Annotated in this window: 18 protein-coding genes and 1 pseudogene; 6 read left to right on the top strand and 13 right to left on the bottom strand. The window is 66.5% G+C overall.

Annotated elements, in window-relative coordinates:
• Positions 1–27 precede the first annotated feature (27 nt).
• On the top strand, positions 28–3,753 hold the full coding sequence (locus OG782_RS03335) for a glycoside hydrolase family 2 TIM barrel-domain containing protein (protein WP_406447882.1): 3,726 nt from the start codon (positions 28–30) through the stop codon (positions 3,751–3,753).
• Here the strand turns inward: OG782_RS03335 and OG782_RS03330 are convergent.
• Positions 3,701–3,850, bottom strand: coding sequence for a hypothetical protein (locus OG782_RS03330; RefSeq protein WP_406458810.1), 150 nt, complete (start codon positions 3,848–3,850; stop codon positions 3,701–3,703). The two genes, OG782_RS03335 and OG782_RS03330, sit on opposite strands and share 53 nt — an antisense overlap.
• A complete protein-coding gene (locus tag OG782_RS03325) occupies positions 3,811–4,464 on the bottom strand; it encodes a FadR/GntR family transcriptional regulator (protein ID WP_406447881.1) in 654 nt (217 codons plus the stop codon). Before OG782_RS03325 ends, OG782_RS03330 begins: the two co-directional genes overlap by 40 nt.
• A gap of 195 nt (positions 4,465–4,659) precedes the next feature.
• Here OG782_RS03325 and OG782_RS03320 point away from each other — a divergent pair, with 195 nt between their 5' ends.
• Positions 4,660–5,415 carry an SDR family NAD(P)-dependent oxidoreductase gene (locus OG782_RS03320; RefSeq protein WP_406447880.1) on the top strand — a complete coding sequence of 252 codons (756 nt, stop codon included), beginning with the start codon at positions 4,660–4,662 and terminating at the stop codon, positions 5,413–5,415.
• Between the two features lie 107 nt (positions 5,416–5,522).
• On the opposite strand, the pseudogene OG782_RS03315 reads toward OG782_RS03320, so the two are convergent.
• The 3 genes and pseudogenes from OG782_RS03315 to OG782_RS03305 all read right to left on the bottom strand — a co-directional run bounded on the left by OG782_RS03315 (position 5,523) and on the right by OG782_RS03305 (position 8,038).
• A pseudogene (locus tag OG782_RS03315) lies at positions 5,523–6,384 on the bottom strand (amidohydrolase family protein).
• Positions 6,381–7,160 (bottom strand): SDR family NAD(P)-dependent oxidoreductase, encoded by a 780-nt coding sequence (locus OG782_RS03310; RefSeq protein ID WP_406447879.1) that lies wholly within the window; start codon positions 7,158–7,160, stop codon positions 6,381–6,383. Before OG782_RS03310 ends, OG782_RS03315 begins: the two are co-directional and overlap by 4 nt.
• Complete coding sequence (locus OG782_RS03305; protein WP_406447878.1) at positions 7,157–8,038, bottom strand: fumarylacetoacetate hydrolase family protein; 882 nt, start codon at positions 8,036–8,038, stop codon at positions 7,157–7,159. Before OG782_RS03305 ends, OG782_RS03310 begins: the two co-directional genes overlap by 4 nt.
• 337 nt (positions 8,039–8,375) lie before the next feature.
• Here OG782_RS03305 and OG782_RS03300 point away from each other — a divergent pair, with 337 nt between their 5' ends.
• The 3 genes from OG782_RS03300 to OG782_RS03290 all read left to right on the top strand — a co-directional run bounded on the left by OG782_RS03300 (position 8,376) and on the right by OG782_RS03290 (position 12,605).
• Positions 8,376–9,368, top strand: a complete 993-nt coding sequence (locus OG782_RS03300) for an aldo/keto reductase (protein ID WP_406447877.1) — start codon at positions 8,376–8,378, stop codon at positions 9,366–9,368.
• Between the two features lie 240 nt (positions 9,369–9,608).
• Positions 9,609–12,041: an RICIN domain-containing protein gene (locus OG782_RS03295; protein WP_406447876.1), complete on the top strand. Its 2,433-nt coding sequence runs from the start codon at positions 9,609–9,611 to the stop codon at positions 12,039–12,041.
• Positions 12,042–12,206: 165 nt separating this feature from the next.
• The gene (locus tag OG782_RS03290) at positions 12,207–12,605 is read left to right on the top strand and encodes an L-rhamnose mutarotase (protein ID WP_406447875.1); all 399 of its coding nucleotides are present in this window, start codon (positions 12,207–12,209) and stop codon (positions 12,603–12,605) included.
• Between the two features lie 6 nt (positions 12,606–12,611).
• On the opposite strand, the gene OG782_RS03285 is transcribed toward OG782_RS03290, so the two are convergent.
• From OG782_RS03285 to OG782_RS03265, 5 genes are all read right to left on the bottom strand, one after another.
• Positions 12,612–13,463, bottom strand: a complete 852-nt coding sequence (locus OG782_RS03285) for a ribonuclease activity regulator RraA (protein ID WP_406447874.1) — start codon at positions 13,461–13,463, stop codon at positions 12,612–12,614.
• Entirely contained in the window at positions 13,460–14,623 is a 1,164-nt protein-coding gene (locus OG782_RS03280) for a mandelate racemase/muconate lactonizing enzyme family protein (protein WP_406447873.1), read from the bottom strand. The genes OG782_RS03285 and OG782_RS03280 overlap by 4 nt, the downstream gene beginning before the upstream one ends.
• A 22-nt stretch (positions 14,624–14,645) precedes the next feature.
• Positions 14,646–15,467, bottom strand: coding sequence for a carbohydrate ABC transporter permease (locus OG782_RS03275; protein ID WP_374769666.1), 822 nt, complete (start codon positions 15,465–15,467; stop codon positions 14,646–14,648).
• Positions 15,468–15,556: 89 nt separating this feature from the next.
• On the bottom strand, positions 15,557–16,462 hold the full coding sequence (locus OG782_RS03270; RefSeq protein WP_406447872.1) for a carbohydrate ABC transporter permease: 906 nt from the start codon (positions 16,460–16,462) through the stop codon (positions 15,557–15,559).
• A 3-nt stretch (positions 16,463–16,465) separates the two neighbouring features.
• Positions 16,466–17,764, bottom strand: coding sequence for an ABC transporter substrate-binding protein (locus OG782_RS03265; protein ID WP_406447871.1), 1,299 nt, complete (start codon positions 17,762–17,764; stop codon positions 16,466–16,468).
• 209 nt (positions 17,765–17,973) lie between these two features.
• Here OG782_RS03265 and OG782_RS03260 point away from each other — a divergent pair, with 209 nt between their 5' ends.
• Entirely contained in the window at positions 17,974–18,666 is a 693-nt protein-coding gene (locus tag OG782_RS03260; RefSeq protein WP_266784742.1) for a FadR/GntR family transcriptional regulator, read from the top strand.
• Between the two features lie 539 nt (positions 18,667–19,205).
• Here OG782_RS03260 and OG782_RS03255 read toward each other — a convergent pair.
• From OG782_RS03255 to OG782_RS03245, 3 genes are all read right to left on the bottom strand, one after another.
• Positions 19,206–19,589: a DUF664 domain-containing protein gene (locus OG782_RS03255; RefSeq protein ID WP_406447870.1), complete on the bottom strand. Its 384-nt coding sequence runs from the start codon at positions 19,587–19,589 to the stop codon at positions 19,206–19,208.
• A gap of 69 nt (positions 19,590–19,658) precedes the next feature.
• Positions 19,659–21,143, bottom strand: a complete 1,485-nt coding sequence (locus tag OG782_RS03250) for a hypothetical protein (protein ID WP_406447869.1) — start codon at positions 21,141–21,143, stop codon at positions 19,659–19,661.
• Positions 21,144–21,185: 42 nt separating this feature from the next.
• Positions 21,186–22,793 carry a hypothetical protein gene (locus OG782_RS03245; protein ID WP_406447868.1) on the bottom strand — a complete coding sequence of 536 codons (1,608 nt, stop codon included), beginning with the start codon at positions 22,791–22,793 and terminating at the stop codon, positions 21,186–21,188.
• Between the last annotated feature and the right edge of the window lie 2 nt (positions 22,794–22,795).

Below are 22,795 nucleotides of genomic sequence, written 5' to 3'. Positions count from 1 at the left end.
CAGCTTAGTTGTCAAGAAGGGTTTGACGTGACGTTCTCGCACAGCAGCACGCCTTCGGAACACACCGGCCCCGCCGCAAAGGCAGGAGGGTTCAGCCGCCGCGGTGTGCTGAAGAGCCTGGCGGCAGCGGGATTCCTCGCCGTAGCAGGTGATGTCTTCCTTGCCGCACCCGCCCAAGCCGCCACCGCTCCGCCCGTGATCCCGCCCCTTCCCGAGACGGTCTCCGGGGTAAGCAACCCGCGCGTTCCCGTCACCTCCGGATGGCGCTGGACGTCCAGCCCTCCGGCATCCTTCTGGACATCCGGCACCGACACCTCCTCGTGGCACCCGCTCGACGTACCCGGCGAACCGGCCCTGCAGAACCAGTCCGTCCCCTCGGACACCGAATGCGCGTACACGGTCGAGGTCACCGTTCCGGCGGACTTCGCGGGCAAGCGCGTCATGCTCCGCTTCGATGGCGTCTACAGCTACGCCCGGCTCTGGGTCAACGGCACTGCCGTACGCACCCACGACGGCGGCTTCACCACCTGGTATGCCGACATCACCTCCCTGGTCACGCCGGGCCGCGCGGCCGTCGTCACCCTCGGCGTCACCGACCGGCCCACCAGCATCGCCGGCCAGTCCAACTACGCGCACCACATCATCGGCGGCATCCTGCGCGACGTCACCCTGGTCGCCCTGCCGGCTTCCCACCTCACGAGGCTGCACGCCGACACGACCTTCGACAGCGCGTACCGGGACGCCACGCTCACCGTGACCGCGGCCGCGTCGTTCCAGACGGGCCAGAGCGGAACGGCCAAGCTCACCCTCACCGACCCCGAGGGCCGGCCGGTCGCGATCACTCCGTCGAAGATCGACCTGACCGGCACGGATCCGCAGCAGCAGGCCGTGATCCCGGTCAAGGCTCCCCTCAAGTGGGACGCGGAACGCCCCCACCTCTACACCCTGACCGCCGAGTTCACCGCCGGAGGCGTGACCCAGACAATGACCCGGAAGGTCGGGTTCCGTCAGGTCAAGGTCGAGGGGAACAAGCTGGTGGTCAACGGCAGCCCCGTACATCTGCTGGGCGTCTGCCATCACAGCATCACGGAGAAGCAGGGCCGTTCGACCAGCCCGGCCATGGAGGAGCAGGCCGCCCGCCTCTACAAGGAGGCGAACTGCAACTACATCCGCACCTCGCACTACCCGCCCACACCGGCGCTGCTCGACTGGGCCGACCGCCTCGGACTCTACGTCGAGGTCGAAGCCCCCGTCTGCTTCCAGCAGGGCACGGTCGACGACCCCGCCTACACCGAGCAGTACATGACGCAGTTCGCCGAGATGATCGAACGCGACCGCAGCCACCCCTGCGTGATCGAGTGGTCCGTCGGCAACGAGAGCGGCATGGGCCGCAACTTCGCCTCGGAGAACACGTACGCCCACGAGACAGACCCGTCGCGTCCCACGGTCTTCGAGGACATGGGCCAGAGCAACGGCGGTAATCAGACCGACATCTACAGCGGTCACTACCCCAACCTCCAGAACGCCAATGGCAACGCCAAACAGCCCATCCAGTACGGCGAGTTCGCCCATGTGCCGTGCTACAACGTGGGGACCCTGAAGGAGGACCCCGGGGTGCGCGACTTCTGGGGCCACAGCATCGCGAAGCTGGCGGACAAGTTCCGCACCACGGACGGAGTCGTGGGCGGCGCCATCTGGGCGGCCATCGACGAGGTGTTCCACCTGGCCAACGGGCCTGTGGGGTACGGCGAATGGGGCATCATCGACCTGTGGCGCCGCCGCAAGCCCGAGTTCTGGCTCACGCAGAAGGCCTACTCTCCGGTACAGATCGCGGACGGGGTGCTCACCGGCCTGACCCCGGGAGGAGCCATACCGGTGCCGGTCAAGAACTGGCACGACCACAGCAACCTCGGAGAACTCCAGGTCGGCTGGCAAATCGGCAGCAGGTCAGGCACCATCGACGGCGTCGATATCGCACCCCGGCAGAGCGGCACCCTGACCGTCCCGGCCGGCGCCTGGTCGGCCGGCGACACCCTCCGGCTCACCTTCCGGCGTGGCACGGCCCTCATCGACGAATACCGGCTCTGGCTCAACACCCGTGCGACGCCGCCCTCCCCTTCCGACAGCGGCAAGGCGCCCACCGTCAACGAGAGCCCGGACACGATCACCGTCATGGGCGTCGACGCGCCGTTCACGGTGGTGTTCGACAAGCGCACCGCACGGCTCGTCGAAGCGACCGCCGACGGCACCGTGATCCTGACGAGTGGCCCGGACCTGGTGATCTCCCGTGCCGTTCCCGGACAGTGGGTGGGGACATCGGCGAGCGTGACCACGGCCGGCGGCCAGGTGACCGTCACCCTGAAGGGAAGCTTCGGCGCCATCGACACCACGATCAAGGTGGCGGTGAGCCCTCGCGGTCTGCTGACCACGACCTACACGATCACCAACCCGCCCTCTGGCCAGGTCAGCGACGTGGGCATACGGTACGTCCTCGCCGACGGCACGGACACCTTGAGCTGGCAGCGGGACGCCCAGTGGACGGCGTACCCCGACGACCACATCGGCAGGGCCTCCGGTACTGCGACCCGCAGCCGGGCCACCGGCGCGGACGGATACCGCACGAAGCCGGACTGGTCATGGGCCCAGGACACCCACAGCTACTTCCTGTTCGGCAAGGACAGCGCCGCACACTGGACCAATGACTTCCGCAGCGCCAAGGCGAACGTCAGGGTGGCCAAGGCCACCGCGGGCACGTCGGGACCGGGTGTGCAGGTCGAGTCGGACGGTACCCACTCGGTCCGGCTGGCACCGCTGGAGCCGGCGCTCATCGACGACGCCTCCCCGGACATCGTCTACACGGGTTCCTGGACCCATGCGGACGCGAGCTCGGGCTACACCGCCGGAGACCTGTTCGGCACGGAATCCTTCACCAACGCAGCGGGTGCGGCAGCAGAACTGACCTTCACGGGTACGGGAGTCGGCCTGTATTCCGCCCGGGCGGACAACCTCGGCATCGTGAAGATCTCGGTGGACGGCAAGCCTGCGGAAACGGTCGACCTTTACGGACCAGGCAAGGCGCCGGCCCAGCTCGTCTTCCGAAGCGCATCACTGGCGTACGGACGGCACACCGTCAGGGTGGAGTGCACCGGCACCAAGAACGCCGCTTCGAAGGGTGCCTTCGCCCTCGTCGACGCCTTCCAGGTGGTGGACCCGGTGATCGACGACGCTTCGGACGCGGTCGTCTACAAGGGGTCGTGGACGCATGCGGACTCGAGCAAGACGTGGACGAGCGGCGATCTGGGGCGCACCGAATCCTTCAGCGGAACCGCGGGCGACACGGCGACCGTCAGGCTCTCGGGGACGGGCGTCCGCGTCATCTGTCCCAAGGGCCCCAACCAGGGGATCGCTGAGATCTCCATCGACGGTGGGCCCGCCACTGCGGTTGACCTCTATGCGTCGAGCAAGCAGTTCCAGCAACGGGTGCTCGAACGCACCGGCCTGGCCGAGGGTCAGCACACTGTCAGTATCAAGGTGAGCGGCCGCAAGAACGCAGCCGCCACGGACGCTTATGTGGTCCTGGACGCGTTCGAGGCGCTGTCGAGCGACGCCTTCCCGCTCCGGGCTCCCGGCGTGGGCCTGATCGTCAGCGCCCGCATCAACTATCCCGACCTCGCCTGGGGCAACTACGTCGACCCCGCGATCACGCTGCCGGCCGACTGGAGCGGCACGGCACGGGTGCGACTGCTGCCCTGACAGCCGTCGGAGCGCAACACAGTCCGAGGTCGTGACCGGTCCCCGCAAGGTGGGCGGTCATGGCCTCGGCCGCGCGATTCCCGTCGCCACCGGCGATCGCGTCGGCGATGCGCCTGTGCGCATCGCCCGTGGCTTCCTGACCCGCCCCCGGCGTTCACGACCGTGGTAGCTCGCTCTGCGGGAGTCGAGCAGAATGCCGTTCATTGCCGTGAGAACGAAGGAGAACGGGCCCGATGCGGCCAGTTCTGCGACAGCCTGATGGAAGGCGAGGTCCGCGGCGATGAACGCCTCCGGCTCACCGACCGCGTGGCCCATTGTGGCCAGCGCGCGATCCACCTCCGTCATGGAGCCCTCGCCGGCGCCGCGACGCACTGCGGCCCGGCGCGCGAGCTCCGCCTCGATCACACGCCGGGTGTCGAGCAGGTCCGCCAGATCCATCGAGTTCTGGCTGAGGCGGAAATCGAGAATCTGCTCCAGCACAGCGGGAGCGGGGACCGCTACACGCGCACGCTTGCCCTGGCTCAAGATGAGGGCACCACACGCGACCAGCGTGCGGATCGCCTCACGCACGTCGAGACGGTTGACGCCGTGCCGCTCAGCGAGTTCGGCCTCGGCCGGGATCTCATCGCCCGCCCGCAGACCGCGCAGCTTGATCTCGCCGATGATCTCCTGAGCTACGTGCTGACTCAGCGTCGTCCGCCCGATCGCCATGCGTTCACTCCCTCGCCTCTGGGCAGGAGCCGTCCGCCACCAACCCGCCAGCATATTTAGCAGCTTAGCTGCTAAATTCGCCTCATATTCAGCTCAGCACGCCGGCCCAGAGGCCCGCGCAAGCGATGGCTCTGCCCGGTGTGCTCCGTTACCCACCTCGACGACTCCCGCGCCCCGCGCGGAACGGAGACCGACATGTTTGACCTGAGCGATGAAGTAGTGCTGGTCACCGGCGCCGCCCGCGGCATCGGCGCCTCCGTGGCAGCGATGGCAGCCGCCGCCGGTGCAAGGGTGGGCCTCCTGGACATCGACGGTGACGGCGCGCGGGAGACCTCACGCCGTATCGGCCCGGCCGCCGGCTGGGCAGCCTGCGACATCACCTGCGAGGATCAGGTCCGCGACGCTGTGAACGCCCTGAGCGACGAGTTGGGACCGGCGACGGGCCTGGTGAACAACGCAGGACGGAACTCGTATGCCGACGTGGTCGCCATGACCACCCAGCAGTGGGACGAGGTGTTCGGCGTCGACCTCAAGGGGGCGTGGCTCATGGCCAGGGCTGTCCTGCCGGGGATGACCGCCCAGGGGCGGGGCGCGATCGTGAACATCGCCTCGATGCACGCCACGATGACCTGCCCCGGCATGTTCCCCTACGCCTCGGCCAAAGCCGGACTCGTAGGTCTGACACGCAGCATGGCCCTCGAGGTGGGGCCGCAGGGTGTCCGGGTCAACGCGGTCAGCCCCGGATATATCGAGACCGACCTGCTGGCCGAGTATTTTGACCAGGAGGCGCCGGAGGTCCGCCAAGAAGCGATGGCCAAACACATCCTCGGCCGTCTCGGCACCCCCGACCAGGTCGCCTCTGTCGTCGCATTCCTCCTGTCCGACGCTGCTGGATTCGTCACCGGCGCGGACTGGGCTGTCGACGGTGGAGTCTCCGCCCGATTCGCCTGAGGCGCGAAGCCCGGCGGCCCGGCGGCGGATGGGAAGACACCTTCCACCCTGCACGTGGCGAGGACGGGCCGGCGGCCCTGCGTATGACCGATGGGGCCGCCGGGGCGTCACGGTGCGAAGCGGTAGACCCTGTGGGCCGTACCGGCGAGGATCGCGGCCCGTTCCCCGGCGGAGAGTTCCGCGATCAGGGCGCGGCCGATTTCCAGAGTCTTCCCGTAGTCGGCGGCCAAGAGACATACAGGCCAGTCAGACCTTGCCATCAGCCGGTCCGGCCCGAAGGCATTGAGTGCCATATCGACGTAGGGGCGCACCGCGTCGGTCCAGCTTGAGCCCGGCGGTATTTCGGTCAGCAGGCCGGACATCTTGGCGCTGACGTTCCCGTTCCTCGCGAGGGCCCGCAGGCCGTGAGACCACAGTGCCGCAGAACCCGGTGCAGGCGACGGCTTGCCGAGGTGATTCAGGACGAGTCGCAGGTGAGGAATCGCCCTTGCCGTTTCCGCAGCAGCTGACGGTTGTTCCGGGGTGACCAGCAGGTCGTATGCGAGTCCTGCCGCGGCTACGGCCTTCAGGCCGCGGTGATACGTCGGTACGACAGAGCCAGCGTCGATCGGGCTCCCCCTGCACGGGGTGACGGATCGACCTGAGGTACCGGCCATTGGGTCCCTCGCGCAGTTCGGCCACCTGGTCGGCTACGTCGGGAGCGGTCAGATCGACCCAGCCGACCACTCCGGCAGTGAGCGTGTGCTGTCCTGCGAGAGCCAGGAGCTCGTAGGTCTTTTTCCGAGTGGGAGCGGTCTGCACCAGTATCGCCGAGGTGACTTCGGCAGCCTGTGCGGCCGGCTCCAGGCCTTCGACACCGAAGTTGCGTCGGATCGGGGCGAGCCCGGGGCCTTCGATCCACGGCTGGCGGCGCGCGGCAAGGTCCCACACGTGTACGTGGGCATCCACGAAGCTCGTCGCAGCGCTCATGGTCGCGAAGGGCGTTCGCTTCGCGACGGCGCCGGGCGTACCCGCAGACCAGACATGCCGCCGTCCACGGCCAGCGCGGTGCCCGTGACCGAGCCCGCCGACGGGCCGGCCAGATAGGCGATGGCAGCGGCCACCTCGTCTGCGGTGACCAACCTGCCGGTGGGCTGCCGGGCCTCCAGCGCAGCCCGCTCGCTTTCCGGGTCGTCGGCGGCGTCCAGTAGGCGCCCGACCCACGGTGTGTCGACAGTTCCCGGGTTCACGCAGTTGACACGAATTCCTTCGCCGACGTGGTCGGCCGACATTGCCAAAGTCAGCGACAGCACGGCGCCCTTGCTCGCTGAGTACAACGCGCGTCGGGGGAGCCCGGCGGTCGCGGCGATCGAGCAGAGATTGACGATCGAGGCGGCGCCTGACTCCCGCAGGTATGGCAGAGCCGCCCGGGTCGTCCGCACGACTCCGAGAACGTTCACGTTGAGCACGCGCAGCCACTCTTCGTCCAAGTGGTCCGCAATGGTCCCCGCCGCCCCGACACCCGCGTTGTTGACCAGGATGTCTATGCCGCCGAGCGCGTCGGCCGCCCTCAGCACCGCGTCATGGATCGACGCTTCGTCCGCGACGTCGGCCTGGAAACCTATGAGTGGCGCGGGCACGTCAGCCGGCGCGAGGTCGAGGACTGCCACGCGGGCGCCCAGCGAGGCCATCAAGAGCCCTGTGGCGAGGCCGATGCCGGAGCCGCCTCCAGTGATGACCGCGCGCAGCCCTGTGAGGTCGCTCATGACTTCTTCCCGTTCCGCTCACCGAGGGGTGCGGCAACGAAGACCTGACGCTGCACACCCAGCCCGTCGATGCCCAACTCGACCACGTCGCCCGCCTTCAGGTAGGGCGTGTCCGGAAGTCCCAGGGCGACGCCGGCAGGGGTGCCGGTATTGATCAGGTCGCCGGGTTCGAGAACCATGTACTGGCTCAGGTACCAGACGAGATGGTTCACGTCGAAGATCATGTCCTTGGTGTGCCCGTCCTGGCGCCGGACACCGTTGACCGACAAGTGCATCGCGAGGCTCTGGGGGTCGCCTGCCTCGTCTGCGGTGACGAGCCACGGGCCGAGCGGGTTGAACGTCTCACAGGATTTGCCGAGGTCCCACTGCGCGGAGTACTCCAGCTGGAACTCCCGCTCGGAAACGTCGTGGCTGACGGCAAACCCGGCAATGACCGCTGCGGCGTCCTCGGGGGAATCCAGGTAGCGGGCGCGGGTGCCGATGACGACGGCCAGCTCCACCTCCCAGTCCGTTTTCACTGACCCCCGCGGCACCCTCACACGGTCGTAGGGACCCACCACTGTCGAGGAGTCTTTCAAGAACACCACAGGACGCACAGGGATCGCTGCCCCGGTTTCTCGTGCATGGTCCCGGTAGTTCAAGCCGACGCAGACCACCTTCCCCGGGCGAGCCACGGGTGCTCCGACCCGGGCTTCTCCAGCCTCCAGGGTGGGGAGGACACCGGTACCGAGCGCCACCCGTATCCGCTCCAGGCCGTTGCCGGAGAAGAAGTTGCCGTCGAAGTCCTCGACGAGGCCGGACAGGTCCAGCAGCCGCCCGTCATGGGCCAGCAGAGCGGGCCGTTCGGCCCCAGGGGGACCGATGCGCAACAGTTTCACTTCACACTTCTTCCTTGATCCAGATTCACCACCACACATCGGAGAACTCGGCGGTGAATCGCAGCGAACCTAGCGTTTTCATGGGATCATCGCAAGAAGTCATCAGACCTCTCGTGGTTGCACTCGTGAGGGGCGGCCGCCGTGGTTCAGCGGGTGGCTTGCTTCGGTGCAGGCGCACTTCAGGTAGAGCCGCTGCAGGCAGGTGTTCCCCTGTGGCGGCTGCTTGCCGGTCTGCCGGCAATCGATGAGATGCAGGGCGCAACGCTTATGCGGAGAAGCCATGCCCCAGATCAGTCATGTCCCAGCTCACGTTGAGACCCCGTTCACAGGAGAGCCCATGGCACACCACCCCCGGATCCTGACCACCGCGAGCGGCACAGCGGTGCCGAAGTTCGGCCTTGGATGCGCTCCGCTCGGCAACATGTTCCGCGCGCGTTCCGACGAGGAAGTCGAGGCCGTACTCGAAGCTGCCTGGGAGGCCGGTGTTCGGCACTTCGACACGGCGCCCCACTACGGGCTGGGCCTGTCGGAGCGGAGGCTCGGCCGGTTTCTGGCGACGAAACCGCGCTCGGAGTTCGTGATCTCCACCAAGGTGGGCCGACTCCTGCGGGAGGACCCTGCCTGGGACGGCAGATCGACCGACCCGGAAGGGTTTGTCGTCCCCGCGCAGCTCCGCCGCTCCTGGGATTTCAGTCAACACGGCGTTCGGGCGGGGTTGGAGGACTCGCTCGAACGTCTGGGGATGGACCGAGTGGACATCCTCTACCTGCACGACCCGGAGCATTCCGGCGACTCCCGGGCGGTTCATGAGGGGATGGCGGCCCTCAGCCGGATGCGTGACGAGGGAGTGGTCACCTTCGTCGGCGCAGGCTCGATGGATCCGAGCACGCTGATCTCCGCGGTAGAGACCGGGTTGGCGGACATCGTCATGGTCGCCAACCGTTACACCCTTCTCGATCAGGGTGCGGTGCCCGGTCTTGCTGCCGCGAGCCGTCGTCACGGCACCCTGATGGTGGCGGCGGCGGTCTTCAACAGCGGTCTCCTGGCGCGGTCGCCCACCAAGGGGGCGACGTTCGACTACCAGGTTGCCTCCGAGGACGTCCTCGCCCGGGCGCGCAGCATCGAATCCATCTGTGTCGCGCACGGTGTCGAGCTTCCCGCGGCCGCCGTGCAATACCCCCTGCTCGACCCTGCTGTGGCCGGCGTGGTCGTAGGCGCAGACAGTCCCGACCAGATCCGTCAGAACCTCACCCGGTTCGGGGCCGCGATTCCTGATGCCCTGTGGGACGACCTTGACCAGAAGGGTCTGGTACCGCGAACCAGTCGGTGACCCCGAATCCGGCGGCTGCGACCACGCGACGGACGTCGAGCAAGTGCTCATACCTCTTGTTGTGGGTAGATCCAGGTTTCACCGTATTACTGGCTCAATGCCATGCTGTTGGGGGCGTAGACATAGGAGAACTTTCTCGTTACGTTGCCGTCACTTACTGGCGACACGGGAGTGGACATGGTCCGACGGACAAGTACAGCCATCGCGGCGGCCGCCGCGATGTTGTTTTCGACAGTCCTCGTGGGAGTCTCCGCGGAGCCGGCGCAGGCCGCCGGCTCCGTGTACTTCGTCTCGCCGGACGGCGACGACTCGGCAAGCGGGGAGGAGCCCTCACCCCTGCGCACCATCCAGCACTGCGCGGATACCGCGCAGCCCGGTGACACCTGCCGCATCCTGTCCGGGACCTACCGGGAGACAGTCACCCCGCCCACGTCCGGTACGGGTACGGCCCCGATCCGCTTCGAGGCGGCGCCGGGGGCCCAAGTAACAGTGGACGGCACCGACGCCGTCTCCGGGTGGACCCCCGACGTGGGCAATGTCTACAAGACGTCCCTGGTCCTGGCCGGCACCGCGAGCGCGCCCTACGGCAGCAGCGTCGATCCCGCGAACTCCGACCTGTGGGCCAATCAGATATTCACGGGCTCGACACCAGTGCCGGAGGCGTCCTATCCGGCTTCCGGCGCCGGAGTCTGGGACGCGGGATACGTCTCCGCGGGCTGGTCGGGGTCCCTCACCACGGGCGGCACCTGCGCGAAGCCGCCCTGTACCTCTCAGGGCACCGGCACCCTGAGATATGACGGGTTCCCTGCTCTGGGTGACCTCACCGGCGCCACCGTCCAGCTGGCCGGCCACTGGGTGACAACGACAAGCACGGTGTCCTCCGGCAACCTCGACGGCACCAACAAGACACTGCACCTGACATTTCCCAACAGCGACTCACCCGTCATGATCGGTGGCCCTTCGCCCAAGTTCCGGCTGGTAGGCAAGAAGTCATTCCTGCGTGAGCCGAACCAGTGGTACTACGACGCTGCAAGCCACCAACTGTTCATGCGGGCATCCGACGGTCAGGCACCGCGCAATATCACGGCCAAGAAGCGCAACTACGGCTTCGACCTCGCCGGGCGCAGCTCCATCGTCATCGACGGGATCAAGTTCTTCGGCACAACGATCCGCACGAACGACTCCAGCTCGGACATCACCCTGGCCAGGATCGACGCAAAGTACCTGTCCGAGTGGCAGACCACGCAGTACCGAAGCGACTTGCCCTACGCCGGCATCTACGCCGGCAACCACCGCGCCGACAGCGGAATCCGTCTGCACGGCAGCAACAACAAGCTCCTCGACAGCCGCATCCAGTACTCCGGCGGCGCAGGGATCTCCCTCAAGGGCTCCGGCCACGTCGTGCGGAACAATCTCATCACCGACATCGCCTACAACGGCTCGTACGCCGCTGCTGTCACCGTCGAGGACGGGACCCAGAACTCCTCCATCGTCCAGAACACGATGCGTTCCACCGGCCGCGACGTCATCAACATGAACACCAACGCCTACCCCAACGCCGGCTACGACCTGCGGATCGCCTACAACGACATGTCCGACTACGCAAAGATCGGATACGACCTGGGCGCCGTCTATGTCTGCTGCGACACCTCGCTGCGCGGCAGGATCGACCACAACACGATCCATAACCCCTCCCATGTCGGCAACGGCCTGCATTTCGACAACGGAACCATCGACGTCAACGTCGACCACAACGTCATCTGGGGTCTCGGATCCAGCGCGAACAGCGGCTACGGCATCGCGCAGGGCGGCTGGAACGCGGGTCACCCCCTGCCGTACCTCAAGGGCTCATACACGAACAACACTGTCGTCACGCCCGACAAGTCGACGATCCTGAACTACTACGCGACAGCTGCCCAGGTCGCCAATACCACGGCCCGCAACAACATCCTCGACGGCGACAAGCCTGCTGACCGGACCTATGAATACATCCCCGGTGGCACCCCGAACGAGTCACACAACCTCGCCACGAAGTACAGCCAGAACCCCGCCGCCAACACGCCGAATCCCGGCTACACAGCATTCTCCGCGAATGACTTCACACCCGCGGCGGGATCACCCGCGATCGACAAGGGCACACCGGTGGCCGGAGTGACCGACGGCTACACGGGCAGCGCCCCCGACCAAGGAGCCTACGAGGCGGGCCAGGCCGCATGGCTGACCGGCTGCACCATCGCACCGGAGTGCGGCAAGGCTTCGACAGCGAAGGTGACCATCGTGGCCCGGCACAGCGGCAAGGACATCGCTGCGGACGGGACCGCCGCGCAAATCACGCAGCGGACCGACACGAACAGTCCTTCACAGCAGTGGGAGATCCTGCCCCAGGCGGGGGGCACCGTGCAGATCAAGAACCTCGCCAGCGGACTGTGCCTGGCAGTCGCGGGCGGGCGTACGGACAACCTCGCGCCGGTCTACCAGTGGTCGTGCTCCACCCAGCCGCACTTCTCGTGGAACGTGCGTGAAACCGCCGCAGGCTACCAAGAGATCGTGGCCTCCCACTCCGGCAAGTGCCTCAACGTAGCCGGGCTCGGCACTGAGGACGGCGTCGGTCTCCTGCAGTACACATGCAGCGACGTCGGCAATATGCAGTTCACTGTCCGACCGGTCAAGTGAAGCCCCTCCTAGCCAGTTCGAAGAGAAGCTGACCCGCTCCCGCACGACGAAGCCGGGGCGCCGCGGAGGGAAGACCCTTGCGGCGCCCCGGCTCATGAGTTCGCTGAACGGCACGCAATGAGCAGCAGTTCTGAAGAGCAACGACCGGCCCAGGAAGGGTGACCCATGCGACAGATGGATAGGGCTCCTAGTGAAGAACGAATCCACGTGACGGGCAGGCGGACCCGCGTCCGGCCAGGAATGGAGATCCGGTACGCCGCAGTGCATGCCGAGATCCCCTCCGCGGTATGCGACGCACTGGCTTCCTGCGGCGTGGTCCGGTGGCAGATCTGGCGTGACGGAAGGGGACTCTTCCACCTGATCGAGACCACGGACCGCTATGAGGTCATGGTCGAGCGGATGCTGAGAATCGGCCCGGTCGACCCCGACTGGGACGCCATCATCAGCGAGCTGCTGGAGGACGGAACAGACTCCGACGAAATTCTCCCGCTTGTCTGGACCATGACCGGGACAGCGCAATTCGCCGGAGCAGAGGGCGAAGTGCTCCCTGCTCCGGCGAAGTGATGAGGGTCAGGCGCTGAGCGGAGGCCGCCCGGCGGCCTCCCACTCCTCGTACTCGGCGCGTCCGACGTCATCGAGGGGGTAGTAGCGGCGCAGCGCACCGCCGAGCGCGAGTTTTGCCCGCGAGAAGTCCTCCCACGCCTCGTGGGAGGCGCCGGCCTCGGCGACCGCAGTGGCCTTCGCCACCGGCACCACAACTGCTCCGTCGTCGTCGGCGACGATGAGGTCCCCGGGAAGGACCAGGGTGCCTCCCACGGCCACCGGAACGTGGTAGCCCCAGGGCAGCAGTTCCCCCTGGGAGGCGTAGTGGGGTGTCGGCCCGAGCGACCAGATCGGCACGTCGAGCTGGTCGAGTTTGGCCCAGTCCCTGATGCCTCCGTCCGCGACGAGACCCAGACCACCGCGGTTCTGGAGGTGGGTGGCGAGCATCTCCCCGACCACACCACTGCGCAGGGAGCCGTGCGCCTGGACGACCAGGACGTCGCCGGGTTCGATGAAGTCGAGGACCGCCCACAGCGCGGTGGCCCGCTCGACGTACTCCTGGGTGACGCCGGCGTCGCTGTAGATGTCCTCCCGCATCGGCATGAGCTGCAGGGTGACAGCCCGACCGATGATCCTTCGGCCCGGCTTGTTGGACCGAGGACCCTGGATGAAGGTCTTGGTGATGCCCATCTGGTGCAGCGTGGCCGACGCGGTGGCGGCGGTCACCGTCCGCAGGGACTCGACCAGACCGGGGTCCAGCCGGGGAACCGCAGGCCCCTTGACGGGCAGCGTCCACGCTCCCTCGATGCGGTACTCGGGTATCCCGTCCGGCCCTATGCCGACAGGCTCGATCCCACCCTTGGGAGTGGCCCCTGTCATCGGTACACCTCGACGCTGTAGTGGCCCTCGACGTAGGGATACCGATCGACAAGGTCGTCGATGAGCTCCACCCCCAGGCCCGGCGACTCGAGTACCGAGACGGTGCCGTCCTTGACGCGCGAGCCATCCTGGACGATGTCCCATCTCAACGGGCCCTGGACCATGCATTCCTCGACCATCGAAGCGTTCGGAAGCGCCGCGACAGCGTGAGCGTTGGCCATCAGCATGACCCCGTTGTGCCACGAGTGAGGAATGAGCGAGAGGCCCGCGCTGTCGGCGATGCGTCCGATCCGCATGACCTCGCTGATGCCGCACACACCGGCGTCGGGCTGGACGATGTCAAAGCATCCACGGTCGATCCACGGCCGGAACTGCTCGATGGTGGTGAATGACTCGCCACCGCTGATCTTCAGGTCCACCGACCGCGTCAGCGAGGCGTATCCCTCGATGTCGTCCTTGGCGAGCGGCTCTTCCAGCCACAGTGCTCCGCGCTCCGCCAGGCCCTCCGCGAGCTCACGTGCTTCGGCACGCGAGAGTCGGCTGTTGGCATCGACCGCCAGCCCCGCGCGGTCGCCGACGGCCTCGCGAACCTCGTCGAACAAGGCGAGGAAGCGAGCCGGAGTGACATTGTCCCAGTGCCACGCGGTGCCGAGCCGGAACTTCACGGTCCGGTATCCCGCATCCACGTAGCCGAGCACGTCCTCTATCAGCGTGCGAGGCTCGTCGTGCCAGTCGTAGCGCACGCCGCCCGAGGCATAGACATCGACCTCGCTCACAGAGGCCGAAGGTTCCAGGAGCTGGGCCACCGGCTTGCCGGCCAGGCGGCCGCGCGCATCCCACAGGGCGCAGTCGATGCCGGCGACGGCGAAGTCGTGTGCCGAGCCCACCGCGTGCTCCAGAGCGGTCCCGGTAGGACGGGGCACGATGGAAAAGTCGTCGAGATCTCTGCCTATGAGGCTGGGGCGGTACCACCGGACCCAGTCGGCGATCTGGAGCGGATTGCCGTACGAGCAGGCTTCTCCGATCCCTGTCACGCCGTCATCGGTCTCCACGACGACGATGGCCACATCCGCTTTGACGCTGCGGTATCGATCGGTCAGCCATTGGTCTGCCCGCCCGTGCAGCCGGGTAGCACACAGAGTGCGTATGTCGGTGATCACAGAATGTGATCCTTTCGAAGAGTCATTCCTTCTCTGCTCCAGCCTTCTGGCCGGCGACCAGGAAGCGCTGGGCGAAGAGGAAGATGAGCAGGATCGGGGAGATGGACAGCAGGGCGGCGAGTGCCACCTCGGGCTCGCGCACGGGAATGCCCGTGAAATTCGCGCCGCCGAGGGCGTTGGTGTTGCGGACGAGCAGTTGAAGCCCTGTCTGCACGTTGGCCAGCTCTGGATCGGTATTCATGATGTACGGCAGGAAGAACGTGTTCCAGGCCGTGACGAACGAGAAGAACGAGACCATCGCGATCGCGGGCCGCGCTATGGGGGCGTAGATACGGAAGAAGATCGTCCACTCCGAAGCCCCGTCGAGCCGGCCGGCTTCGATCAGGGAGTTCGGCATCGAGGCCACAGCGTGCAGATACACGATGTAGACGCCGAATGGGTAGAAGGAGAGGGGCAGGATGACCGCCCACAGCGTGTTCGTAAGGTCGACCGCCGACATCTCGAGGTAGAGCGGCAGGATGAGGGCGGCCTGCGGAACGATCATCGTGACCATTGTCAGAAACAGCATCGTGGTCCGGCCGACGAAGGCGAACTTGGCGAGGCCGTAACCGGCGGGGACACAGGTGCACACGGTCAGAAGTACGGCGGCAACGCTGATGATGGCGGAGTTGCCCAGCCACGTGCTGAAGATCCCGTCGCTGTAGCCGAATACATGTGACCAGGCGTCGCCGACGTGGGAGGCGCTGCCGAATGAGAGCGGCGCATCGTTCGTCAGTTCCTTCCGGGTCTTCGTCGGGGCCAGCAGCAGCCACAGGATCGGAACCCCGAAGAACAGGACGGTCATCGACAGGAGTGCGTTACGGCCCAGAGAGCCGAGCGGTGCCCCCGTCCCCCTCCGGCCGGACGGGGAGGATGGTGAGGACGGTGCCTTGTTCATGCCGCTTCTTTCGAGTGGAAACGGGTCTTCTTGATCACGACAACTGCCGCCGTCACCGTGACCAGGAGCAGGAGCACCGAAAGGGCGGAAGCGCGACCGTAGTTGGACTCGCCGGTGGCGTAGGAGAAGACGAGCTGGTTCAGCGACCAGGCGCTGTCGATCTGACCGCGGGCGCCCGCACCGAGTACCTGCGGCTCGACGAAGACCTGAAAGCCGTTGGCGAGGGAGACGATGAAGATGAAGCCGATGTAGTTGCGCAGCATCGGTAGCTTGATGTGCCATACGACGTGCCACGCGCGCGCCCCGTCGAGTTCGGCTGCCTCCAGCACGTCCTTCGAAATGTCGGTGAGCGCACCGTAGAGCAGCACGATCCAGCCGCCGGCTCCGGCCGCGATGCCCATCACCGAGAGGATCACCGGCATCGTGCTGTCACGGACAATGGTTCCGGAATCGTCCGTGAGCGGCTGCAGAAGCGTCCCGACCGGACTGACCGCAGGCGAGAACATGAACAGCCACAGCAGGGCCGCGGCCGCTCCCGTGACTGCGCCGGGAACGTAGGAGACGAACCGGGTCAGCGCCGCGAAGCGGGTACGTCGGGCGTCCATCGCCAGGGCGATCGCGAAAACGATCACCAGCATCGACGGCAGCCAGATCAGCAGGTACTGGCCGACGTTCTTCGCTGCCCGGACGGTCCGGTCGTCACTGAGGACAGCCGCGTAGTTCTCCGTCAGGCTCAGGTGGGCATCTCCGATGACGGGTGTCACCTCGAAAGAGGTGGCGATGCCGTAGACCGTGGGCACGATTCCGAAGAGGACAAGGAAGACCAGGTACGGCAGAACGAAGGAGATACCAGCGGTGCGGCGCCGGAGACGGCGTCGCACCGCGGAGGTGGGCGGCGCCATCAGTTATTCGCCCTTGACCGTGTAGCTCGCCGACTTCGCGGCCTTGGACACCCGGTCGCCGAAGGCCGTCAGCGCGGCGCCGATGTCGCGGCCCCTGCTCTTGACGACGGTGGCGTTGAACGCATCCTCCGCCTGGACCTGGAAGCGTACGAACCCGAGGGTGGGGGAGATCCTGCCCGCGGCATCCCTGTAGACGGCCGAGGGGTCTTCCGCGTACCAGCCGTCCTTAGCCACCTTCTTGAGCCAGGCGTCAGCTGCCGCGGTGGAGGCCGGGTAGCCGGGCGAAGTGCTCTGGACAGCTGGGTCCGTGGCCATCCCCGAGGCGAACTTCGCGGCGGCGTCCCTGTTCTTGGAGAGCGCAGAGACCACCCAGATACCGCCGCCCGCGGTGCCCGACGCGTTGGTCGTGGCCCCCTTCCAGGTCGGCATGGGCGCAGCGGCCCAGTCGCCCTCCTTCGGGGCGGTCGGCTTGATTCCGTAGTCGCCCATCCAGGACGGAGAGATCGATGCCAGTAGCTTGCCGCTCTTGACGACAGGCGTGTAGGCCGCGTCGAAGGGGTCCAGCGGCGAGAGGGTCTTGTTGGCGAGCAGCGGACCGATCACGTCGTTGACCCGCGTGCATTCCGGAGACTTCAAGTCGATCTTGACAGTCGTCGGAGAACTCGAAGCGCTGAAGGCGCAACCACTCGAGCCGTAGTAGGCGTTCAGCCCGTATCGGCTGTTCACCGAGCCCAGAGAGTATCCGGGGTGCTCCTTGCCGACCTTCAAACCGAGCGCGAGCCACTCGTCGAACGTCTTCGGGACGGTGTAGCCGAACTCCTTGAAGAGGCTCTTGTTGTAATACAGGACGGTCTGGGCGAGGTCGTTGGGCAGACAGTAGGTCTTGCCCTCGAACGTGCAGGCCGCCGTGGATCCCTTGGCGAATCCGCCCAGGACATCGGGACCGACCACGTCGTTCAGCGGGAGTGCGTAGTTCACGGGGTTGACCATCATGCCGGCGATCTCGTCCGGGTAGCTCAGGAAGATCGCGTCCGGCACGTCCTTCTTCGCCTTGACCGCGAGAGCGATCTGGGCCGATATGTTCCCGTGCGTGTTGTCCACGGACTTGATCGTGGCCTTCAGGTCCGGATGGGCTGCGGCGAACTCCTGGGCCGGCTTCGTGCGCGTGTCGTCGACCCAGATGGTGATCGGAGCACCGGCGTCCTGCTTCACGTCGGACTTCGACTCATTCTGCCCGCCGCACCCGGCGAGCATCAGGCTGGTCACCGCAAGGAGAGGTACGACCGCGAGTCTGGCTTTCATGTGCTTCTCTTCCTCGGAGGGCGGGATGAGCTTAGAGCGCCATCAGAGCGACTTCTCCGACCTCTCATGTACGCTGAGCGCCTATGTGACACCCGAATGAACGCTCATGTCAACGATGGGCCGTAAAGACATCGGAGAACTTCGCCGGGTTGGAGCACATGTGGCACGGCGTAATCGCGACATAACGTTATGTGTAGGAGGGGTAGGCTGTGGCTGTCATCGACGGCGTGGTTGCCGAGGTCCGGAAGCTGATCATCGAGGGGCGTCTGCTGCCCGGGGACCGGCTCCCGCAGGAGTCCGACTTCGCCGAGCAGCTCGGTGTGTCCCGTAGCTCGCTACGGGAGGCGGTCAGGGTCCTTGAGCAGATGCGCGTGCTTGATGTCCGTCATGGTTCAGGGACGTATGTCAGCTCGCTGCAGCCTGCTCAACTCCTTGAGGGCATCGCCTTCGCCGTGGAAGTGATGCGCGACGAGACGCTCCTGGAAGTGGTCGAAGCCCGAGAACTCCTCGAACCGGCGGCCACGCGCCTGGCAGTCACCCGCATGACTCCCGAAAGTCTGGCCCGTATCCGCGCCGCCTACGAACGGCACAGCGAACAGAGATCGATCGAGGATCTGGTCTATGGGGATCTGGAGTTCCACGCGGAAATCGTCCGCGCCACAGGCAACCAGACGCTGATCAGCCTGCTCGAGGGTCTCTCAAGCAAGACCGTGCGCCTGCGCCTGTGGGGCGGCATCGTCAGTGACAACGCAGTCGACCTGACCGTCCAGCACCACCACAACATCCTCACGGCTATCGAGGCCGGAGATCCCCATGGCGCCGAATGTGCCGCGTACGTGCATGTGACAGCCGCGCGCAGATGGCTCGATGCCTACTTCGCCGAGCACGGCAAGCCGGCCTAGAACCGACCTGTTGGCGAGCGCAAGTCGGACGACGCCGCTGGTCAGAGGGGCGGGAAGGCGGGCTCTCTACTGAGCAGAATGCTTCAAGACCGAGCGCCCAGCATTTCCAGCCCAGACTGAGCGCGAGTAGGGCGGCAGTGACGACGCGCCGCCATCGCATCCTCTGGGCCCTGGGTGCGTTCTTCGCCTTTGCGGTCGCGGCCACCGTGCAGGCCCGGGGCATCGCTGCTGTGAACGCGAGCGGCTTGGGTCATGGCTGAGGGCCAGGCGCCGTCGGCGGATTTCACGGCGACTCTGCGGGGGCGGGACCGTGTGACTACCCGCATCAGCCCTCTGATCTCGGCCTTCGGCGTCCTTGTCATGGGAGCTTTGCGCAGCTCGCATGCTGGGCCGTGGGAGTCGCGGTGGACCTGACGGTAAGCAACGACATGGCGGGCCGCCGTCGCCACCCGCTACGAGAAACGCGCCTACATCTACCTCGGCACCGTCACCCTCGCAGCCCTCGTCATCTGGCTCAGAACATGATCCGAGAACAGTGCCTAGTAGTACCCCTTCACCTCGTCGAGCAGCCCCCGCACGATGTCCGTGTGTCCCGCGTGCCGCCGAGTCTCCTCGGCCCACTTCAGCGGAGCGCCATTGGCCCGCCAGTCGGCGTCCTCGTCCGTCTCGTCGAAGGACGGGTTCTGTGTCTTGTCGGCCCCGAGGAATGCCACCTCCAACCAGGTGTGCTCGACCCACTGCGTGTGGCTGATCAGCCCGGCCGTCGCCATCGCCGGCGAGGTCGGGACTACGGAACGGTGCGCGTCGGCCTCGCTCAGGCCATCGCACTTCCATCGCAGGATCTGCCGCTGGAGGTCCAGCCAGCCGATGAGCGCGGTGCGCTCATCGGCCTGCAAGGGGGGACGCTCAAGTGAAGGTGCCATGCCTGCACGTTGCGCGGTCACAAGACCCGCCGGACAGGCCCCAGTCACGAGTGACGACGGGGGTGGTTGCTAGGCGCGTACCCAGAACTCGATGGACAAGGGCGGGAGGGGCAGGGTCAGCTCCGGGCCGGTCCTGGTGCCGAGGTTCTTGTTGTTGGTCGCGGGGCCGTACCGGTGTCCTTCGAAAGCCGCGGCTGTCTGGGTGTCCACGGTGTAGGTGAAGGAGTCCGTGGGCGACCGGTTGGTCACGGCGAAGACCTGCTTGCCCTGTGGGGTCTTCCAGGCCATGATCCGCTGGTCGCCGAGCCTTGTGGATTCGTCCACCATGTAGCGGACGGAGTCCCACGGCATGTACTTCACGAACCCGGCCACGCCGTTCCAGTTCTGCGGGTTGTAGTCCCAGTGGCCGACGGGGATGTCCGGGAAGTGACTGAAGTCCTTGTCACTCGGCGGGCGCCAGAATCCGAGCGAGTAGCCCGGGGACTCGGCGTTGGTCGTCGGCTTGAGGGCATGCAGCCAGAACCAGGTTGGCGAGTCCTGGAAGACCATCCAGTTCATGATCGACTGTGCCGTGTTGACGGTCCGTACGTCGGAGGTCTGGTGGTCCAGGTACTCGAACTCGTTGTTGTAGACCGGCTTTCCGACGGCGCCCGAAGTGAAGTCCTTGGTCATCTGGTCGTTGCTGTCCGCGCCGATGCGGTGGTACGTCCAGGCATCCACGTACTTCAGCGCGTTCGGGTCGGCCTTGAGCGCCGCGCCGATCTCGCCGCCCCAGCCGTCCAGGCTGTCCGCCATGATCTGTGCGTCCGGGTACTTGGCCCGGATCTTCGGCGCCACTGCGGCGAAGGCCTTCCGGTACTGCTCGGCGTCGTACCTGCACGAGGAGTACGCGGCGGTGAACCGCGGCTCGTTCTGTAGTCCCCACATGGAGATCGGTACGCCCCGGGAGCTGAGGTGGTCGAGGTCGCCGGCCATGGCATCGCCGAGCGCGTCCAGGTCCGCTGGGGCGAACGACTTGAGTGTGCCGCCGATGTAGGAGTTGTTGGACTTCCAGCCGGGAGCAGGTGACCAGTACTCGGCCGAGATGCCCTCGATGCCGGTCTGCTCGATCATGTCCGCGAGTTGCGCGGTCTGCCCGGGGTAGCGGCCTCTCAGGTGCTTCTGCGTGGAGTCCAGGCCGCGGTAGTAGAGCCCCAGTGCCAGCCGGCAGTAGCGGAAGCCCCGGTCGGAGCGGCCCGCCATGAGCATGTCCTTGTAGAACCGGGTCCGCTCGGAGGGCGTGAGGTCGTACGGCACGCCACTGACGGTGTCGGGAAGGCCGTCGTTGCCGGAGCCGATGGAGTCGGACTGGATCTCGAATCCCAGGCCCTTGATGGTCTGTTGGCGTGCCTGGTCGTAGCGGATGGTGTAGGTGCCGGACGTGGCTGCTGCGGCGGCGGGAACGCGGTTGAGTACGGGGTAGATCGCTGCGCCCGCTCCCGCGATCGCGGCGCCGCGCAGCAGCGAACGGCGGTTGAGGTGTCTCGGCTCGGGTGTGGCACCGGGGTGGGACATCTTCGTCTCCTGTCAGTCGGTCGGCCGATCAGTGCGGGTGAGTCAGCTGTTCTCGACCCAGAACTCGATGGTGTTGGGCTGCACGGTGATGACCAGTTCGGGACCGCTTGCGGTGCCCCGCGCCACGTTGTTCTCGGCCAGCGGCTCGGTGTGCGGACTCCATTTGAACCGGTGGCCGGTGAAGGTACGGCTGCTGCCAGTGCTCACCTTGAAGGTGTACGGCGCGGCGGTGGACGTCTCCGCGTTCGGGACCCGGTGGGTGAGCACGAAGACAAGTTTTCCCTCCGGCGTGCGCCAGGCCATGATCCGGTTGTTCACGGACGGCTTGCCGGTCGCCGGGTCCACCGGCTCATCGACGTGGTGGCGCACCGAGTTCCACGGCATGTACCTGGTGAAGCCACTGACCGCGTTCCAGACGGGTGCGTTGTAGTCCCAGTGGCCCTTCTGGATGCCCGGGTAGTTGGTGAAGTCGTCGTCCTCCTCCGGCCGCCAGATGCCGAGGCCGTAGCCCACGGCGACGTTCGTGTACGTGGGCTTGAGGGCGTGCAGCCAGAACCAGGTACGGGAGTTGGCGAACGTCATCCAGTTCATCACCGAATGGGCCGTGTCCACCGTCAGCTCGTAGTTCAGCGTGGAAGCGCCCTCCCACTCGAACTCGTCGTTGAAGACCTCGCGTCCCTCACGGTTGTCGAGGTAATAGGCGGGGGTGGAGATCAGTTTGTCCGAGGACTGGCTGGTGTAGTGGTGCGTCCAGGCGTCGACGTACGACAGGGCGGTGCTGTCGCCGCGGACGGCCGTGCCGAAGCTGCCGGACTGACCGTCACGGGAGTCGACGTGGACGAGTGCGCCGGGGAAGGCCGACCGCACCTTCGGAGCGACGGCCCGGAACGTTTCGAGGTACGACTCGGCCGTGTAGCCGCAACTGCCGTATTTGCGGTCCCAGTTGCCCGGCTCGTTCTGTAGGCCCCACGCCCGGACGGGGAGTCCGTTGGATTCCAGATATGTCAGGTCCCTGACAACGGAGTCGCCGAAGTCGTTCAGGAACCGGGCCTTGTCGCCGTTGTACTGGGGGTGGGTCGTCGCGAAGCTCGGCGCGAAGCAGGCCAGCGTGCCGTTCATCAGGCTCTGCGTGGACTTCCAGTACGGCGCGGGCGTGAAGTACGTCGCCGCGAGGCCGTCCAGCTTCGCCTGCTTGTGCATCTCGGCGAGCACGCCCATCTGTGAGGACCAGCGGCCGATGATCTGCTTTCTGTCCTGCGAGACGCCGCGCAGCCAGATGCCCTGGCCCAGCCGGCAATAGCGGAAGCCCCGGTCGGCACGCCCCCCCATCAGGATGTCGCGGTAGAAGCGGGCACGTTCACTGTCGGTCAGGTCGTGCGGGGCTCCGGACCTGACCGGGTCGTCCGGGTCCATCTCGTTGTCCTTGGCCCCGATGTGGTCGGACTGGATCTCGAAGCCCAGGCCGAGGATCGTCTGCCGCTGGCCGGAGGAACCGCTCTGGATGAGATACGAGCCCGACGCCGCCGTGGCGGCCGTCGCGCGCGGTACTGCCGTGATGCCGAGGGCGACGCCCGTACCGGCGGCGGCCATCGCGCTGAGCACGGCACGGCGGGCGGGGGATGGTGCGGTGCCTGGGAACTGGTCGGTCACAG

Origin of the sequence: Streptomyces sp. NBC_00876 (genome assembly GCF_045207435.1) — a bacterium.
In the GTDB taxonomy this organism is placed as follows: Bacteria; Actinomycetota; Actinomycetes; order Streptomycetales; family Streptomycetaceae; genus Streptomyces.
Note: the sequence above shows the minus strand (reverse complement) of the source record. Positions and strands in the feature narration are given on the sequence as shown.